Genomic DNA, 2007 nt, shown 5'->3' with positions numbered 1-2007 from the left:
TCGCAGTTCAGAGGCGTAAGAAATGTCAAGTTCTTCCTCTTTAGACTAGCTAAAATATATGCTTAATGTCTCTCCCCAACTTTTACGCTTGATCCGGAAAAGTCAAGAAACAACGTCATCATACATGGTTTATCAGGATTAAGAACTTGAGCAGCCGATATAGACAACAAAAAAGCCTCTAAATATAAAATTTAGAGGCTTTTAAACTCATTTATACTGAGCTGAGTCGGGGTGGCAGGATTCGAACCTACGACCTCCACATCCCAAATGTGGCGCGATACCGGGCTACGCTACACCCCGATGAGGGTTTTGAGAACAACTTTAGAACCCGTGTCTTTTTTCTAAAGTGGCACAAATGTAGGTTTTAATTATATCTCATGCAAATTAAAATTAAAAAATACTGTGAACTTATTCATAAACAGCACTTTATTTTTGAGAGAGCTTATTTGAACTTTTGTTAAAGTAATTCTGGCTTTATTTTATCTTTAAAATGCTGCAGAAGTTTAACCAGTTTAGGTTCTATTACAGCCATACAGTAAGGCTGGTTTCTATTTCTTATAAAATATTGATGATGATAATCTTCTGCTTCGTAAAATACAGCAGCAGGACTAACTTCTGTTACAATGCTATCAGTGTAAACTCCATCATCATTTATCTTAGCTATAACTTGGTGTGCTATTTCTGCTTGTTCAGTATCCTCATAAAAAATTACAGAACGGTATTGCGTACCAACATCAGCACCTTGCCTGTTTAATGTAGTTGGGTTGTGGGTATAAAAAAATACATGCAATAAATCTTCTAAACTTAGTAATGCATCATCATAAGTAATTTGTATAACCTCCGCATGTCCGGTTGCGCCGCTACAAACTTGTTCATAGGTTGGATTTTCTCTTTTTCCACCCATATATCCTGGTTTAATATCTTTAACGCCATGAATAGCCGTAAACACAGCTTCTGTACACCAAAAGCATCCCCCGCCTAATATTATTTTTTTTGTCATTTTTTTGTTTAAAATTTTGATTTAATATGATTTAGGCAATATGTTTGCTTCTCTATCTTTAAACAAGCGTTATTAGCAAATGTTTAGCAAGATCATTAACATATTTCTACTTTGTCTGATATTTATGATACCCATGAATATAAGCAAAGCTGTTTTTGCCACAAGCAATTCAGAAAAAGTATGTGTTGATGTTAATCAAACCGAACAAAACTCACAAGAGCGTACTGGTGGTGATTCTGAATCTGAGGAACTAATAGGTTCTGATGAGTTCCTTAATCATGAAGGCTATACATGGATAGTGTATAGAGCTATTAAAAGCGCTCCACTTCAATCATCAGTTTTTCTACCCAATAGAATCCTTTCTTTGCCCGAGCTCCCTCCAGAAGCTTAACTAGAATCTTTTACATCATTAATCTTATTGTTGAATTCAATCAAATTATACAATTATGAAAACTTCATTCATTCTTAAAACTGCTATTATAGGCGTTTTTGCCACTGTATTAACTTTAAATGTTCAAGCTCAAAAAATTGAGGAAAGTGATTTAAAAGTTGATATCACTAAAATTACAAATCCAACAGAAAAGTTAAATGCTTTAGAGCCTATAACTTTTAAATACGATGTAGATAAATATAAATATTTGAGACTACCATCTGGCAACCAGTATGGATTTAAAACAAATGGAGTGAATACCCAATTGCCAGGTATCGTTACAGAAACTTCTAAAATGTATCCGGCGGGAAAAAATCAATCTAAAGTTGCCAAATATGAAGAAGTGCAAATGAATAATCTAATTCCTGTACTGGTAGCTGCGGTGAAAGAGCAGCAAACCGAAATAGAATTGTTAAAAAAAGAGATAGAGCGATTAAAAGTAAAATCTGCCCAATTGATTGATTAATTCAAGTTTTTGATTAAAGAGGCTGTCTCCAAAATCATATTTGTCACACTGAGCGGACCTTTGTTGTCATCCTGAGGTCTAATATATTTCATATAAATCAATATGAAATGA

The 2007-nt window shown here is 34.0% G+C and carries 3 protein-coding genes and 1 tRNA gene; 2 read left to right on the top strand and 2 right to left on the bottom strand.

The genetic code is table 11. The features are described from left to right. Nucleotides 1-226: 226 nt before the first annotated feature. Nucleotides 227-300, bottom strand: a tRNA-Pro gene (locus tag H510_RS0112870). A 157-nt stretch (nt 301-457) separates the two neighbouring features. Next, nucleotides 458-1000: a peptide-methionine (S)-S-oxide reductase MsrA gene (msrA, locus tag H510_RS0112865; protein ID WP_026904689.1), complete on the bottom strand. Its 543-nt coding sequence runs from the start codon at nt 998-1000 to the stop codon at nt 458-460. 133 nt (nt 1001-1133) lie between these two features. Between msrA and H510_RS0112860 the strand changes: the two genes are divergently transcribed. Both H510_RS0112860 and H510_RS0112855 read left to right on the top strand, forming a co-directional pair. Further along, a complete protein-coding gene (locus tag H510_RS0112860) occupies nt 1134-1391 on the top strand; it encodes a hypothetical protein (protein WP_026904688.1) in 258 nt (85 codons plus the stop codon). A 55-nt stretch (nt 1392-1446) separates the two neighbouring features. Further along, complete coding sequence (locus tag H510_RS0112855; protein WP_051291212.1) at nt 1447-1896, top strand: tail fiber domain-containing protein; 450 nt, start codon at nt 1447-1449, stop codon at nt 1894-1896. Nucleotides 1897-2007: the final 111 nt, after the last annotated feature.

It is taken from the genome of Pedobacter glucosidilyticus DSM 23534, from assembly GCF_000425145.1.
Lineage (GTDB): Bacteria > Bacteroidota > Bacteroidia > Sphingobacteriales > Sphingobacteriaceae > Pseudopedobacter > Pseudopedobacter glucosidilyticus.
The sequence above is the reverse complement of the archived record's forward strand: the minus strand, read 5'-3'. Positions and strand labels throughout refer to the sequence as shown.